Source organism: Vibrio hippocampi (genome assembly GCF_921292975.1).
GTDB lineage: Bacteria > Pseudomonadota > Gammaproteobacteria > Enterobacterales > Vibrionaceae > Vibrio > Vibrio hippocampi.
The window spans coordinates 1,549,171-1,562,645 of record NZ_CAKLCM010000002.1; the positions used below are offsets into that span (position 1 = coordinate 1,549,171).

General features: G+C 45.2%; 12 protein-coding genes. 6 read left to right on the forward strand and 6 right to left on the reverse strand.

The features are described from left to right. Window positions 1-4: 4 nt before the first annotated feature. The 3 genes from plsX to yceD are packed head-to-tail and all read right to left on the reverse strand — an operon-like array spanning window position 5 to window position 1,781. Window positions 5-1,030 (reverse strand): phosphate acyltransferase PlsX, encoded by a 1,026-nt coding sequence (plsX, locus tag L9Q39_RS09290; RefSeq protein ID WP_237484806.1) that lies wholly within the window; start codon window positions 1,028-1,030, stop codon window positions 5-7. Between the two features lie 9 nt (window positions 1,031-1,039). Next, a complete protein-coding gene (gene rpmF, locus L9Q39_RS09295) occupies window positions 1,040-1,210 on the reverse strand; it encodes a 50S ribosomal protein L32 (RefSeq protein WP_237484807.1) in 171 nt (56 codons plus the stop codon). Window positions 1,211-1,253: 43 nt separating this feature from the next. Beyond that, on the reverse strand, window positions 1,254-1,781 hold the full coding sequence (gene yceD / locus L9Q39_RS09300; protein ID WP_237484808.1) for a 23S rRNA accumulation protein YceD: 528 nt from the start codon (window positions 1,779-1,781) through the stop codon (window positions 1,254-1,256). A 148-nt stretch (window positions 1,782-1,929) separates the two neighbouring features. On the opposite strand from yceD, the gene L9Q39_RS09305 reads away from it, so the two are divergent. Beyond that, window positions 1,930-2,517, forward strand: a complete 588-nt coding sequence (locus L9Q39_RS09305; RefSeq protein WP_237484809.1) for a Maf family protein — start codon at window positions 1,930-1,932, stop codon at window positions 2,515-2,517. A gap of 75 nt (window positions 2,518-2,592) precedes the next feature. On the opposite strand, the gene rluC is transcribed toward L9Q39_RS09305, so the two are convergent. Next, a complete protein-coding gene (gene rluC / locus L9Q39_RS09310; RefSeq protein ID WP_237484810.1) occupies window positions 2,593-3,540 on the reverse strand; it encodes a 23S rRNA pseudouridine(955/2504/2580) synthase RluC in 948 nt (315 codons plus the stop codon). A gap of 613 nt (window positions 3,541-4,153) precedes the next feature. Here rluC and rne point away from each other — a divergent pair. Continuing rightward, the gene (rne, locus tag L9Q39_RS09315) at window positions 4,154-7,228 is read left to right on the forward strand and encodes a ribonuclease E (RefSeq protein ID WP_237484811.1); all 3,075 of its coding nucleotides are present in this window, start codon (window positions 4,154-4,156) and stop codon (window positions 7,226-7,228) included. 392 nt (window positions 7,229-7,620) lie between these two features. Next, entirely contained in the window at window positions 7,621-9,180 is a 1,560-nt protein-coding gene (locus L9Q39_RS09320) for a SulP family inorganic anion transporter (RefSeq protein ID WP_237484812.1), read from the forward strand. A 60-nt stretch (window positions 9,181-9,240) separates the two neighbouring features. On the opposite strand, the gene L9Q39_RS09325 is transcribed toward L9Q39_RS09320, so the two are convergent. Further along, window positions 9,241-9,522, reverse strand: a complete 282-nt coding sequence (locus L9Q39_RS09325; RefSeq protein WP_237484813.1) for a YeaC family protein — start codon at window positions 9,520-9,522, stop codon at window positions 9,241-9,243. A gap of 214 nt (window positions 9,523-9,736) precedes the next feature. On the opposite strand from L9Q39_RS09325, the gene L9Q39_RS09330 reads away from it, so the two are divergent. Further along, entirely contained in the window at window positions 9,737-10,555 is an 819-nt protein-coding gene (locus L9Q39_RS09330) for a DUF2989 domain-containing protein (RefSeq protein ID WP_237484814.1), read from the forward strand. A 123-nt stretch (window positions 10,556-10,678) separates the two neighbouring features. Here L9Q39_RS09330 and msrB read toward each other — a convergent pair whose 3' ends face one another. Then, window positions 10,679-11,068: a peptide-methionine (R)-S-oxide reductase MsrB gene (gene msrB / locus L9Q39_RS09335; RefSeq protein WP_237484815.1), complete on the reverse strand. Its 390-nt coding sequence runs from the start codon at window positions 11,066-11,068 to the stop codon at window positions 10,679-10,681. A 355-nt stretch (window positions 11,069-11,423) separates the two neighbouring features. Here msrB and gap point away from each other — a divergent pair, with 355 nt between their 5' ends. Together gap and L9Q39_RS09345 are read left to right on the forward strand one after the other, a co-directional pair. Beyond that, a complete protein-coding gene (gene gap / locus L9Q39_RS09340; protein WP_237484816.1) occupies window positions 11,424-12,419 on the forward strand; it encodes a type I glyceraldehyde-3-phosphate dehydrogenase in 996 nt (331 codons plus the stop codon). Between the two features lie 121 nt (window positions 12,420-12,540). Continuing rightward, complete coding sequence (locus tag L9Q39_RS09345; RefSeq protein WP_237484817.1) at window positions 12,541-13,425, forward strand: D-hexose-6-phosphate mutarotase; 885 nt, start codon at window positions 12,541-12,543, stop codon at window positions 13,423-13,425. The last annotated feature ends 50 nt before the right edge of the window (window positions 13,426-13,475 follow it).

Consider the following 13,475-nt stretch of genomic DNA (forward strand, 5'->3'; position numbering starts at 1 on the left):
AAGACTAATATTGCCTCTCGAGTAACACCGCTTCTAAGCGGTCACTAATTTTATTTGGAACCTGACGTTTAACCTCATGAACCGCCTCGCCAATGGCATGAACAAGCGCAGAAACATCTGCACTGCCATGGCTTTTTATCACAATGCCGCGCAATCCTAACAAACTTGCCCCATTATACTGGTCGGGGTTCAGTGTTTTTACTTCATTTATTAGGTCGGAGAATAAAATTCGAGCGATCCATCCTTTAAATGTTGAGGCGCCAAGTCGTGCTTTCAACTTATTAAGGAAAAGTTGTGCTGTGCCTTCACTTGCTTTCAACACGGTATTGCCAACAAAACCATCGCAAACGACAACGTCTGCAACGTCATGTAAGATCTCATTGCCTTCAATATAACCGATATAGTTAATCGATGGTGTTTGCGACATCATTTCAGCACAACGTTTGACTAAATCGTTACCTTTTATTTCTTCGGCACCGATATTAAGAATGGCAACTCTCGGTTTGGTGGCCAGATGCTGTTCAGCTAACGCACTACCCATCACGGCAAACTGGAATAAAGATTCTGCATCAGCCGACGCATTCGCGCCTAAATCCAGCATCCAGGTTTTTTGTCCCGATGCGGATGGCAATGCGGCCACCAATGCGGGTCGATCGATACCCGGGAGTAATTTTAATCGAAAGCGAGACAGCGCCATCAATGCACCTGTATTACCACAACTGATACAAGCATCCGCTTGATCCGATTCAACTAAATCGAGTGCGATTCGCATCGAAGTATCGCGACTGTGGCGCAAAGCAAATGAGGGTTTTTCTGTATTTGAAATGATGCGGTCACTATGAACCACCGACAAGCGAGGGTTATCACCGTAACCTAATGTAAGGATATGCTGTTCTATCGACGGTTTATCGCCGACGACGATCACTTTAAGCTCTGGGAAAAGTGACAGTGCCTGCACGGCGGCAGGCACTGTTACGGAAGGACCGAAATCCCCGCCCATTGCATCAAGTGCAACGGTTATATTATGCAAAGGTCAACCTTACTTGTTGATAACCTTTGTGCCACGGTAGTAACCGTCAGCAGTCACATTGTGACGTAGGTGAGTTTCACCTGAAGTTGCGTCTACAGATAGCGCAGCTGAAGTTAGCGCATCGTGTGAACGGCGCATGCCACGCTTAGAACGTGTCTTGCGGTTTTTTTGTACGGCCATGGACCCTACTCCTATGTTTATTGGTTTATACGTGAGTGAATAATCACTCGCGCTTTAAGCTCTTTAAAACGTCAAATGGGTTCGGTTTCTCTTCCACAGCTTCCTCTGGAATGTCTCCGAAAACCAAATGGTTTGAGTCAACGCTACATTGTGCTTCATCGTGCATTGCCACTTGAGGCAGGTTTAAGATGAACTCGTCTTCAACCAGTTGTATGAGATCGACCTCACCGTACTCATTAAGATCTACCAAATCATAATCTTCCGGTGCTTCCTCTTCACTCTTCTCATTAAAATAAGGAGTATATGTGAATTGGACTTCGCATTCGTGTGCGAAAACCTCATTACAACGCTGACACTCTAAATCAACCTGTACGTTAGCTTTACCAGAGATAACGACAAGTCGCTGTTCATCATGCCCAAAGGACAGTGTCACTTCAGCATCGCGTTTTACGCTCGCGACAGACGTTGCCAAACGCTTAAAAAGACTGACTTGGATGATGCCATCAAAGTCTAATCGTTTCTGAGCCGTTTTAGCCGGGTCAACCGTTCGCGGTATTTTTACCTTTTGCATAGGGCGCGAATATTATCTTTCTAATCAAATTTAGTCAAAGAAAAAGACAAAAAAGTTGTACTTTTTTTGCCTATGGATTAAGAATCTGCTCATAGAGCCACAAACTCACTGTATATTAGAGAATATCCCTCAAAAGTTGAATATAAATATGCCTGAAAATCGCCTTATTTTGGCTTCGACCTCCCCTTATCGGGCAGAGATCTTAAGTAAGCTTCAATTGCCATTTGAAACGATGGCACCCGAAACAGATGAAACCGAGCTCGCAAAAGAAACCGCACCAGAGTTGGTTGTTCGCCTTGCAAAATTGAAAGCCGAGGCGCTGACACACATTGAAAACGGCTTAATCATAGGCAGCGACCAAGTCTGTGTCATTGATGGCAAGATCATCGGCAAGCCGCTCACTCGCGAAAAGGCTATCGAACAGTTGTTATCCCAAAGCGGGAAAACCATTCGTTTTTACACGGGTCTCGCTTTGCACAATACCACAACCGGTATCACAGAGACTCGTTTAGACACGTTTGACGTTACGTTCCGTACACTGTCTAACGACCAAATCGAAGCGTATGTTGATATCGAGCAGCCTTATTACTGCGCGGGCAGTTTTAAGAGCGAAGGACTCGGCATCGCCCTATTTAGTGATTTAGCGGGTAAAGACCCTAATACGCTGATCGGACTGCCGCTGATTGACCTGATTGAACTGTTAGAGCAGCAAGGTATCAGCCCACTGACCAAGTAAGCTAAAGTGATCTTTCGCGGTATCTCAGTCTCACTCACGTAGACAATCAATAAGACCCACAGTGTGTTTGATTGATTATGTAAGCGTCCTTAGTTTATCCAACGCCGTTTGTAGCTTCTGATCTAACGGTGCATGGACTTGTATCTGCTCTTCACTCGCAGGATGCTGGAAAATAATATTTGCGGCATGTAGAAAGAGTCTATCTATCCCCACTTTTGCCGTATAAGCATCAAAACGTCTATCCCCATAACGGTCGTCCCATGCAATGGGATGACCCGTATATTGAGTATGTACACGTATCTGGTGCGTTCTGCCAGTGATCGGACTTGCTTGTAATAAGGTCGCTTGTTCAAACGCTTCGAGGATCTTAAAACGTGTCTCGGAAGCTTTACCATTGGGATTAACACGCACAATACTGTTCACTTCGTTTTTAAGCAGTGGCGCGTTCACTACACGACAACTCGGTTTCCACTGCCCCATCACAAGAGCAAAATAGTATTTCTGTACCGTTTTTTCCCGAAACTGCGCTTGAAGGTGACGCAATGCCGAGCGTTTCTTGGCAACCAAAAGGATCCCTGAAGTATCACGGTCTATACGATGCACCAACTCCAGAAAGCGAGCTTGCGGTCGCAACGCACGTAATGCTTCAATCGCACCAAACTTAAGACCACTGCCCCCATGAACCGCGAGTCCTGACGGTTTATTAAGAATCAGTAGGTGATCATCTTCGTGGATAATATGAGACTCAAGAGCGGCCACCTTGTTCAACTTGGTGCTAACAGGAGCTTCTTGTTGTTTTTCTTGCACGGTCACTGGTGGGATACGAACGAGATCCCCTGGTTGTAATTTATATTCCGCTTTAACACGTTTTTTGTTTACTCGAACCTCGCCCTTACGAACAATACGATAAACAACACTTTTTGGTATATTTTTAAGTTGGTTACGCAAAAAGTTGTCAATGCGTTGACCAGCCATATCGTCGTCAATATCGACGAATTGGACTTTAGTTCTAATTTCACTCATTTGGTCATTATAACACTCAAAATACGAATAAAATAACGCTTTCTGTCGTCAAAATACCGGCTTGTTGGGATAGCAATTTGACAAAGCAGTGGGGCAATACCTTTCATCTTTGGGCACCAGACCCAAATTTTGGACTCAACAGCAGACATGATTATCTTCACAAGCAACACACTATAAATTTGCACATTAAGTAGCCACAGTTCCGCTAAAATCACATTTTTTTGTAGTGATTATACTAAAGCTGATTGCTGATATAGACATGCACTGCTATAGTTCAGTGCTGCTACGAATATTTAGTTTCGATTACAAATTTATCACTACTATTCGTGGCATTTTACTCTGAGTAGAACACCAGTATCGAAGCGCAGCAAACGGCATAAGACGTATAGAGCTGGAATTTCCTTGTCGCCTACTCACGTAATCGTGTTTGAGTATAACCGTTAGATATGCGGTTCACACGGATAAAATCTGTGTGACCACTGTAGTGCCCACGAGCATCCCTTCCAGCCGGGAGGCTGCAACAAAGAAAACCATGGGATCTGGCACCACGACTTACGAAAAATGTGGCAAGAGCAATGATGAAAACAAAGAAAATACAACGAGAATTTCTGTAATGAAAAGAATGTTAATTAACGCAACTCAAAAAGAAGAGTTGCGTGTTGCTTTGGTCGATGGCCAGCGACTTTTCGATCTTGATATCGAAAGTCCAGGACACGAATCAAAAAAAGCCAACATCTACAAAGGACGTATTACCCGAGTTGAACCAAGTCTAGAAGCTGCATTTGTTGACTACGGTGCTGAACGTCACGGTTTCCTCCCTCTTAAAGAAATCGCCAAAGAATACTTCCCAGCGGGTTATACATACCAAGGTCGCCCTAGCATCAAAGATGTACTTAGCGAAGGCCAAGAAGTTATTGTTCAAGTAGAAAAAGAAGAACGTGGCAGCAAAGGTGCTGCATTAACGACTTTTATTTCTCTTGCTGGTAGCTACCTTGTATTGATGCCAAACAACCCTCGTGCTGGCGGTATTTCTCGTCGTATCGAAGGGGAAGAACGTACTGAACTGAAAGCAGCACTTAGCACGCTTGAACTACCACAAGGTATGGGCCTCATCGTTCGTACCGCGGGCGTAGGTAAGAGCGCAGAAGAGCTTGAATGGGATCTACGTTTCCTTCTAAACAACTGGGAAAACATTAAAGGCGCATCAGAACAAAATCCGGCTCCTTTCTTAATCCATCAAGAAAGTAACGTGATTGTTCGTGCGCTTCGTGACTATCTACGTCGCGATATTGGTGAAATCCTTATCGATAGCAACACGATTTACGAACGTGCAAAACAACACATCCAGTTGGTTCGCCCAGATTTCGTCAGCCGTGTTAAAAAGTACGAAGGTGAAGTCCCGCTATTTAGTCACTACCAAATCGAAAGCCAGATTGAATCCGCGTTTCAACGCGAAGTTCGTCTACCTTCTGGCGGCTCAATTGTTATCGACCCGACCGAAGCATTAACGTCGATCGATATCAACTCAGCACGTGCGACAAAAGGTAGCGATATCGAAGAAACGGCACTGAACACCAACTTAGAAGCCGCTGATGAAATTGCTCGTCAATTACGTTTGCGTGATCTAGGTGGTTTAGTGGTTATCGACTTTATCGATATGACGCCAGTTCGCCACCAGCGTGAAGTAGAAAACCGCCTACGTGAAGCCGTGCGCATTGACCGTGCTCGTGTTCAAATTGGTCGTATCTCTCGCTTTGGTCTTCTTGAGATGTCACGCCAGCGCCTCAGCCCTTCATTAGCAGAAGCGAGTCACCACATTTGTCCTCGTTGTACGGGTACAGGCGTAGTCCGTGACAACGAATCTTTGGCTCTTTCTGTGCTTCGTTTAATCGAAGAAGAAGCGCTGAAAGACAATACCTCGCAAGTATTGGCTGTCGTTCCTGTGCCAATTGCTTCTTACCTACTCAACGAGAAGCGTCGCTCGGTTAACCATGTTGAACGTGTTCAAGAAGTGAAAATCACGATTGTTCCTGATTCAGATATGGAAACACCGCATTTCGACGTTATTCGCGTCCGTGAAGGTGAAGAGCAAGATCTGCTTTCTTACTTGCTTCCGAAGAAGTTGGACGCATTGAAAGAAGCAGAAAGCAGAGAACCGTCTGAGTCAGAACCTAAACCTCGTAAGATCGAGCAACCGGCTCTGCAAGGCTTTGCGACTCCTGCACCTAATGCTCCTGCACCTAGCACTCCTGCGCCTAAGTCAAAAGCGACAGCCAGTGAGCCTGAAGCTCCAAAAGCTGAAGTGAAGCCAGGTCTATTTGCTCGTATCGTTTCTGCTATTGGCGCACTATTTGCGACCAAAGAAGAGCCGAAAGCAGAAGAGAAAAAACCAGAGCAAACGAACAATCGCAACAATCAGCGCCGTAATAATCGTAACAACGACAGACGACGCAACAACAAAGATGATCGCAATAAGAACCGTCGCAACAAGCCAACTCAAGCGAAAGATGAGACTGAGTCTGAGTCTGAAAAGAACGAGTCGACTCAAGCGAATAAGGCTCAAAACCGTCGTAAACCTCAAGATCGTCGCAACAACAAAAAGCGTGATGATGCCAAGCCTTCTAAGGTAAAAGAGCAAGGTCAGCAGATTGCTGAAGAAGCTCAAACACCAGACAAGCCAGCACAAGCGAAAGAGAAGACTGCGAAGATTAAAGAGCGCCGTCAACGTCGCAAGTTGAACAAGCAAGTTCGTATTAAAGATCAACAGCAAACTGAGGAACTGCAGCAAGCCGTTCAGCAACCCGTTGTTGATACTAAGGTTGATGCGATTGTCGCTGACACCACTGCGAATGACAAAGCGACGCAAACAACTTCTGATGCTCCAGCAAAAGAAGAAGGCAAGCAACGTCGTAACCGTCGTTCACCACGTCATCTAAGAGCAAGTGGTCAACGTCGTCGCCGTGGTCGTGACCGTCGCCCTAACCCATTTAGACTGCGTAAAGGCGGTGTAGCGTCTCCAGAAATGGCAATGGGTAAGGTAATGCCGAGCTATGGCATCACTAAACCTAAGCCAAAAGCGAACCATGAACGTAAAGCTGATGCTGCTCGCTCTGACGTTATCACTGGCGGCGTAGCATGTATCGAGATGTCTATGGGCAAAGTGATTGTGATGCGCTCGCAGACCCCTGAAGTGACGCCGGCCTCAGCACAAGCTAAGCCAGTTGTTGAGACTGCAGCAGTAGCAGCAGCAACCCATGTTGCAGCACCAGTGGTTGAGACTCCAAGCACAACACCTGTCATTGCAGAAGCGGTTATACCTGAAGTTGCGATCGAAGCAGCTGCTGTTGAAGAGGTTGTTGCTAAGGAAACCGTTGTTATAGAGGCAGTTGCTAAAGAAGCTGTTGCTAAAGAACCAATGGTGAAAGAAACAGTTGTAGCAGAATCAGTTGCTGAACAAGTCACCTCTGAGCCACAACAGCAAACCGCCGTTGAAAAGGTTAAAGCTCAACCAGCTGCCGCAAAAGCGCATGCTTCTGCACCGATGAAGTCCGCTCCTGGTAAACCAGAACTGGCTGAAATCGTGGTTAACGCAGCACCTTTCAAGGTTGAACGCTATCAACCCATTGGCGCTGGTAGCCAAGTAGCGACTAACAAAGCCGCTGCTGGCATGACCAAGCCGAGTTATTAACGTCTTATGACGTAGTAACTGCTGTCAGCCCATGGCGCTGATGTCAATTCGAGCCCCACTTTTAGTGGGGCTTTTTGTGTCATTTCAATACCAATATTACCTCGACACAATTTGTTTCACTGTTGAACTTTTCTACACATTTCTGTAGCATGCGCGACTTTGATCATTTCATTATCTTGCTTCAACTCAGTGTCACAAATGCCTGCCATGATGGCGTATTTGAGTACTCTGTCTTTCTGGCTAGGTAAAATGAGCTTTATAGCCAAGTCACTCTATACTTATATTTTAAGCATTTAGAGAATCGCAATAACTTGGCTGTATGACAAGGAATGTCTGATTCGCACTCATTGAAATGGATGTTAACCCCCAACTTAAGTAAGTAAATTAATTACATGTTTGAATTTCCACAGTTCTCAAAACACTCCGTTAAGAACGACGTTCTTTCAGGTTTAACCGTTGCACTTGCGCTGGTTCCTGAAGCCGTTGCTTTTGCATTTGTTGCTGGCGTTGATCCTATGGTGGGTCTTTATGCGGCATTTATCGTTGGTCTTATCACCTCTATCTTTGGTGGTCGTCCAGGTATGATTTCTGGTGCAACAGGTGCTATGGCGGTGGTCATGGTCAGCTTAGTTGCTACTCACGGCGTTCAGTACCTTTTTGCCGCTATTTTGCTCGCCGGTGCAATCCAGATCTCAGCAGGCTTATTTAAGCTTGGTAAGTTTATCCGAATGGTGCCACACCCGGTAATGATCGGTTTCGTGAACGGTCTTGCTATCGTCATCTTCTTAGCACAGCTTGGGCAATTTAAAGCGCCTGACCTATCGGGTGCTTTAACTTGGCTGCCACAAGGTCAAATGCTACTGATGCTTGGTCTCGTTGCTCTGACGATGGGTATTATTCATTTCCTACCAAAACTGACGACGGCAGTGCCATCATCACTAGTCGCAATTGTAACGGTTACGCTGTTGGTTCAAGTTATTGGGCTTGATACTCGTACTGTGGTGGATTTCCTGCGCACGATGTCGGGTGATGAAGCAGCGACACTGGCTGGCTCTCTACCTACCTTTGCGATGCCTTCGGTCCCTCTTACACTCGAAACCCTGACTATCATTCTACCGTACGCCATTATTCTGGCTGCGATCGGTCTGATCGAATCGCTACTTACCTTGACGGTACTTGATGAGATGACGAATACCCGTGGTCAATCAAACCGCGAATGTGTAGGTCAAGGTCTAGCAAACGTCACTTGTTCTATGTTCGGTGCAATGGGTGGTTGTGCGATGATTGGTCAATCAATGATCAACGTCAACTCCGGCGGTCGTGGGCGTCTATCCGGGATTGTTGCAGCTGTTGCACTGCTGATTTTTATCCTATTCGCATCGTCTCTTATTGAGATGATTCCACTAGCTGCGTTGGTTGGTGTCATGTTTATGGTTGTTATTGGTACCTTTGAATGGGCAACATTCAAGCTAGCCCGTCGTGTACCAAAACAAGACTTCTTCGTGATTATTTTAGTGACGGTTGTCACTGTGTTAACTGACCTAGCGGTTGCCGTAGCGGTCGGTGTCATCACTTCTGCGCTAATGTTTGCTTGGCAGCACGCAAAACACATCTACGCCAGTAGCACAATGAATGCCGAAGGTTCAAAAGAGTACAAGGTTAACGGTCCTATCTTCTTTGGTTCAGCCGCTAACTTCCTCGAACTGTTTGACGCTCAAAATGACCCCGCTGATGTTATTGTCGATTTTGCTCAGTCCCGTGTTGCGGATCACTCAGCAATAGAAGCAATCGAAACACTGGCAGAGCGCTATTCTGCAGTGGGTAAAACTCTGCACCTTAAACATTTGAGCCCAGACTGCCGTGCCCTTTTACAAAAAGCAGGTAGCCTAGTAGAAATCAATGTGAAAGAAGACCCAAGCTATAAAGTTGCCACCGACGTGCTTGCAGGTTAATCATTCCACTCAAGCCAAAAGGGGTGTTTATTCACCCCTTTTTAATGCCCTTTTTCCAGCTTAATCCGAATCGACTTTAACTCTGAACAACTCTTGCTGCGGAGAAAACTGACCTTTTAGTTCCGCTTTACTCTTAAAGGCGACTTCCCCTCCCTCCGCCACTGACATATGCTGTGCGTCACTGTTATGGCGAGACTGGTACAACATGACCGCTTGCATACATGAATCTCGCTGTTGTTGTGACAACTTACCACCTTCCGGCCAACGTCCCGTCTCGGTTGCGTACATTAAGCGCTCAACGATTTCCGGCGTCATTGCCTCTAGCAACTTTTCTATATCCATGTTAATCCTTTTCTCAATCTCCATACTCACGAAATAAACTGACTCGTGAAATAACTGGCTCACAAAATAACGGGGCCACAAAATAGCGGGTTCATAAAATAAACAGATTGCCTTGCGTTAAGGTCGTTATTTAAATTTATTAATCGACTTGTTATTACTCAAACCATAACGAGATGATACACTGCGTCAAGTTAGTACCATTAATTCAGCGTATATGATCACAAGTAACCCTATCTCCCTTTCACGCCTATTCTTTTGTCTGTTGGTCTCTTTTGCCATCACGGGCTGTTTCGAATCTCGTAAGAACACCGACCAACTTTGCCAAAAAGAACCCGGATTACAGTGTGAAGCGCTAAACATGAACGATGGGCAATGTAAGATCCCTCGAACAGACCTGATTTGGCATCGACACCAAACGCTTGAACAGCCAAGCGAAGAGGGGATGATCACTGAATATCATATCCTCAAGCGCTATCAAAAGTGCCTGGAGCTTGCTGCACAAATGCGTTCACTGGACCAAAAAGATAAAGAATCTAAGCGTTTTAATGCGTTGATGTATGTGATCGAAGAGCGAACCCGCATTGAAGAATCATTGGTAAACTCACGCTCTGCATCTACGCTCTATTTCTTATGGAGCGAGACGGGTAACCAACCCGCCAGACGACAGTTTCTCGCTTTAGAAGGAACACCTGAGCTAGAAACTGCCGAGATGCAATATGCGCTTGCGACTTACTACATCTCGCGCGATAAAACCAAAACCTATGAACTACTGAATCGTTCGCTCGAGTTATCCAAACATACAACGCCGAACAAAGATGCTATCAAGGCACTCGCCAGTGTCAGCCAGCAACTGGGTCGTCATAAACTTTCTTATTTATGGACAAAGGTAGGGCAAGGTTTCGGTATTGCAACAGCATCGGAAAGTGAATTAGACCGTATGTTTGCGCTGCAACCAGAAGAGTACCAAGAGCTTGATATACAAGCCGAACAGATCATCTCAACGTTGAAAGAAGGGCGTTATTCGAGACAATAACATTCCGTTCAACCGCTCAGGTTCGACGACAAAGAGCAAACGGGTTTTGCAAGTTTGCTCCCTTAATATTCGCTCACAGCTCAAAAGTTGAGTGCCGTTGACACGATTAGTCGCTATTTCGGTTTAGTTATCTTGATTAAAACTCAATGAGACCGAGTTAACGCAATAGCGCTCTCCCGTCGTTTTAGGTCCATCCTCAAACACATGACCGAGGTGACTATCACAGTTAGCACAACGAATTTCGATGCGTTGCATACCAAGACTCAGATCCTCTAAATAAGTGATCACATTTTTGTTGATAGGTGCATCAAAACTCGGCCAACCGCAGCCAGAATCGTATTTGCTGTTAGAAGAGAACAGAGCCACGCGACAACAGGTACAGTGATAGAGCCCTGTTTGCTTGTTATGTAACAGTTTCCCGCTAAAAGGTGCTTCCGTGCCCTGCTGGCGACAAACACGGTATTCCTCTTCCGTCAATTGATCTTTCCAATATTGGTCTGGCTTATTTATCATACTATTTTCGCCATTCACTGCCTTTACACTCTCTTTTTTGTTAACTACATTTTATCAACCTAGGGATTTTTACCTAGGAAAAGTTGGTTGTAGCACATTGTTAGCAAGAATGCACCAGTATGTACCCTGAGTGTTAACTTTATTTACCCATCGGGTTAATCAGTTCGTTTCACATGTTACAAAATGACTACTAAAGTTCAAAAAAGCACCATTTAATTCTAAGAGCGAACAAAATAGTCAGATTTTTTTGACTTTAGACAAATTAACTCCGATTATCTATTGAAGTTAATGACTGGATTCTGTAATTTTACAACCAGTTATCTTTAAACAGAAATTAAGTTGTGGAGCAACTATAATGACTATCAAAGTAGGTATTAACGGTTTTGGCCGTATCGGTCGTTTTGTATTCCGTGCAGCGCAAGAGCGCAGCGACATCGAAGTAGTAGGTATTAACGACCTAATCGACGTAGAATACATGGCATACATGCTAAAGTACGATTCAACTCACGGCCGTTTCAACGGTACTGTTGAAGTTGAAGGCGGTAACTTAATCGTTAACGGTAAAACTGTACGTGTTACTGCAGAGCGCAACCCAGAAGATCTTAAGTGGGACGCAATCGGTGTTGACGTTGTGGCTGAAGCAACTGGTCTTTTCCTAACAGATGAGACTGCTCGTAAGCACATCACTGCTGGCGCGAAGAAAGTTGTTCTAACTGGTCCTTCTAAAGACGCAACTCCAATGTTCGTTAACGGCGTAAACTTCGACACTTACGCAGGTCAAGACATCGTTTCTAACGCTTCTTGTACTACTAACTGTCTAGCGCCTATCGCTAAAGTTCTTAACGACAAGTTCGGTATCGAATCTGGTCTTATGACAACAGTTCACGCTACTACAGCAACTCAAAAAACTGTAGACGGTCCATCTGCTAAAGACTGGCGCGGTGGTCGTGGTGCTTCTCAGAACATCATCCCATCTTCAACTGGTGCTGCTAAAGCAGTAGGCGTTGTACTTCCAGAAGTAAACGGCAAACTAACTGGTATGGCTTTCCGCGTACCAACTGCTAACGTTTCTGTAGTTGACCTAACAGTTAACCTAAAGAACGGTGCATCTTACGAAGCAATCTGTGCAGCAATGAAAGAAGCTTCTGAAGGCGCTCTTAAAGGTGTTCTAGGTTACACTGAAGACCAAGTTGTTTCTCAAGACTTCATCGGCGAAGTTTGCACATCTGTATTTGATGCTAAAGCAGGTATCGCTCTAACTGATAACTTCGTTAAAGTTGTATCTTGGTACGACAACGAAATCGGTTACTCAAACAAAGTTCTAGACCTAATCGCTCACATTTCTAAGTAATGTAAGCTTTTAGCTGAATTTTGATTAAGGCGACTCATTGGGGTCGCCTTTTTTGTATCTGTGGTTTTTGCCCCTGTCCCAAACCCGTTTTCGGATTCACCTATTTTAAGGATTCTTTAACATGGACTATGAAACCCTAGCTGTCATTTCGGCACTGTCAGATAACGTTACTGTTCGCCGACTTGATAATAATAAAATCGTGGTCATTCAACACCCAAAAGCCAGCGCCGCTATTGCGCTTCATGGTGGTCATGTCCTCTCATTTAAGCCCGTCGGTGGACAAGAAACTATCTGGATGAGCAAGCAAGCGATTCATGATGGCAAATCTGCCTTGCGTGGCGGTGTCCCTATTTGCTGGCCATGGTTTGGTCGCATTGGATCTCCTGCTCATGGTTTTGCTCGCAATAGCGAATGGCAAATCGCGCAACATAGAGAAAACGACCATGGTGTCATTGTCAGTTTATCCCTGAGCGATTCCCCTGCTACCCGAGCCATTTGGCCGCACCAATTTGAATTGCGTCTTAATGTTGAAATCACTGAGCAACTGAAAATCTCTCTCGAAATCCACAACACGGATGACCATGCATGGAACTTCTCCGGTGCACTGCATACCTATCTTAATGTGGCTGATATCCACCAGACTAAGATCACTGGAATGGGTAGCCACTATCTCGATAGTTTACAGCAAGGCAAGCTGTGCCTTGGTGGAGAAGAGTTGCAGCTTACAGACACCATAGACCGAGTTTATACTGATCCTGACGCTATGATTCAAGTTGAAGATAAACAACATCAACGTACGCTGTCTGTCACCAACTCCGGTCATAACTCTGCTGTATTGTGGAACCCTTGGCAACAAGGTGCCGAATCCATGGGTGATATGAACGATGACGGTTACTTATCGATGATCTGTGTCGAATCAACCGTACATGCCAATCACCTAGATCACGGTATCGAATTGCAATCCGGTGAAAGCCATACCTTAGCGACGACCATTTCGCTGTCATAATCTCGCTTTTGCCTTTATCTGTTATCCCCTGCGATCTTGAGCTTCCCAGG

Coding starts and splice junctions, on each gene's coding strand:
- L9Q39_RS09325 (WP_237484813.1), bottom strand. CDS start 9,522: ATGGATATAGAAAAGTTGCTAGAGGCAATGACGCCGGAAATCGTTGAG.
- rne (WP_237484811.1), top strand. CDS start 4,154: ATGAAAAGAATGTTAATTAACGCAACTCAAAAAGAAGAGTTGCGTGTT.
- L9Q39_RS09320 (WP_237484812.1), top strand. CDS start 7,621: ATGTTTGAATTTCCACAGTTCTCAAAACACTCCGTTAAGAACGACGTT.
- gap (WP_237484816.1), top strand. CDS start 11,424: ATGACTATCAAAGTAGGTATTAACGGTTTTGGCCGTATCGGTCGTTTT.
- rluC (WP_237484810.1), bottom strand. CDS start 3,540: ATGAGTGAAATTAGAACTAAAGTCCAATTCGTCGATATTGACGACGAT.
- L9Q39_RS09305 (WP_237484809.1), top strand. CDS start 1,930: ATGCCTGAAAATCGCCTTATTTTGGCTTCGACCTCCCCTTATCGGGCA.
- msrB (WP_237484815.1), bottom strand. CDS start 11,068: ATGATAAATAAGCCAGACCAATATTGGAAAGATCAATTGACGGAAGAG.
- yceD (WP_237484808.1), bottom strand. CDS start 1,781: ATGCAAAAGGTAAAAATACCGCGAACGGTTGACCCGGCTAAAACGGCT.
- L9Q39_RS09330 (WP_237484814.1), top strand. CDS start 9,737: ATGATCACAAGTAACCCTATCTCCCTTTCACGCCTATTCTTTTGTCTG.
- L9Q39_RS09345 (WP_237484817.1), top strand. CDS start 12,541: ATGGACTATGAAACCCTAGCTGTCATTTCGGCACTGTCAGATAACGTT.
- rpmF (WP_237484807.1), bottom strand. CDS start 1,210: ATGGCCGTACAAAAAAACCGCAAGACACGTTCTAAGCGTGGCATGCGC.